The organism is Erythrobacter sp., assembly GCF_038133525.1.
In the GTDB taxonomy this organism is placed as follows: Bacteria; Pseudomonadota; Alphaproteobacteria; order Sphingomonadales; family Sphingomonadaceae; genus Qipengyuania.
Window position 1 is genome coordinate 1 of sequence record NZ_JAYPTL010000195.1, and the last position, 1,154, is coordinate 1,154.

Annotated in this window: 3 protein-coding genes; 2 read left to right on the forward strand and 1 reads right to left on the reverse strand. The window is 60.0% G+C overall.

Annotated elements, in window-relative coordinates; all coding sequences use genetic code 11:
* The first annotated feature begins 269 nt into the window (after nucleotides 1-269).
* Nucleotides 270-536, forward strand: coding sequence for a type II toxin-antitoxin system Phd/YefM family antitoxin (locus AAFM29_RS17935; protein WP_341714062.1), 267 nt, complete (start codon nucleotides 270-272; stop codon nucleotides 534-536).
* A gap of 3 nt (nucleotides 537-539) precedes the next feature.
* Nucleotides 540-896 (forward strand): type II toxin-antitoxin system RelE/ParE family toxin, encoded by a 357-nt coding sequence (locus AAFM29_RS17940; RefSeq protein ID WP_341714063.1) that lies wholly within the window; start codon nucleotides 540-542, stop codon nucleotides 894-896.
* A gap of 36 nt (nucleotides 897-932) precedes the next feature.
* Here AAFM29_RS17940 and AAFM29_RS17945 read toward each other — a convergent pair.
* Nucleotides 933-1,154 (reverse strand): hypothetical protein (locus AAFM29_RS17945; protein ID WP_341714064.1); only part of this gene is annotated, 222 nt, incomplete at its 5' end.

The window sequence follows — 1,154 nt, forward strand, 5'->3', positions numbered from 1 at the left end:
GAACGGATCGTCGACCCTTCGGGAACAACCTCCCGACACTACGGGAACGAATTATCGATACATCAGGAACGCAAAGCATCCGCGACTCGCGCAACCGGGCCGATCGAACCGCTCTACGGCCCACTTAACTTTTCAAACTCTACCTTAACCCCTCTAACCTCCACGAAGATCGTTGGATCTTGGGATGATGGGGAAGGGTGCCATACCGCCTGCACCTTGCCATAACGGGTCTGCCGGACTATATTCAGTCCTTGAAAGGACCGATCCCCGTGAACATGCACGACCGCGTAAAGCCTATCAGCTATATGAAAGCCCACATTGCCGAGTTGATACGCCAGCTGGGCGAGGGCGCACCGCCCCTTATCGTGACCCAGAACGGTGAGGCAAAGGCGGTGCTGCAGGACATCGGCAGCTATGAACAGACGCAGGAGACGCTCGCCCTGCTTAAACTGATCGCACTTGGCCGCGATGACATGGCGCAGGGCCGCACGGTTCCGGTCGAAGGGCTTGCCGACAGGATCCGTTCGCGCGCCTAATCCATGGCTCCACATTCGAACCAACATCCGAACATTGTCCGGATCTCGCTTGGCGCCGAACGCGATCTTGCCGCCATTTACCGCCGCCGCAGCCTGCAACGCGGGGAAGGGGGGCCCGACGGTGCCGACGCCCTGCTCGACACACTGGTCGAGGCCATGGAAAGCCTTGGCACGTTTGCAGGCCGCGGACCGGTCGTGCATGAACTCGATGCGATCGGCATCCGCGATTACCGGCAGATCTCCGTCAGTCCCTATCGGATCATCTATCATGTCGAGGACAGCACCGTAACGGTCCTCCTCGTCGCCGATTCACGCCGGGACTTTCACACTCTACTCAACGAACGGCTGCTCCGCAGTTAAAGACGCCGAGCACCGGCATGGGACCTTTGCCCCCGATCACGCAGTCAGACCGGCAGCCGTGACCTTGTTCAGCTCGTCCAGGAACTGGCGAGGGCTGATCTTGATCCGGCTGCGATAGCGATCGAAGTCGGCGATATTGGTCGTCGCAAACAGGCCCAGCTGCCGGCGCCGCAATTCCCATATATCAAGCGGCAATCCGGGCATGCGGCGATGCATCGCGGCGTATAAATCATCGGTGAAAGGCGCAGTCTCCCGGGC

Bases quoted from the DNA above. Each gene is read 5' to 3' on its own strand.
- AAFM29_RS17940 (WP_341714063.1), top strand. From the start codon at position 540: ATGGCTCCACATTCGAACCAACATCCGAACATTGTCCGGATCTCGCTT.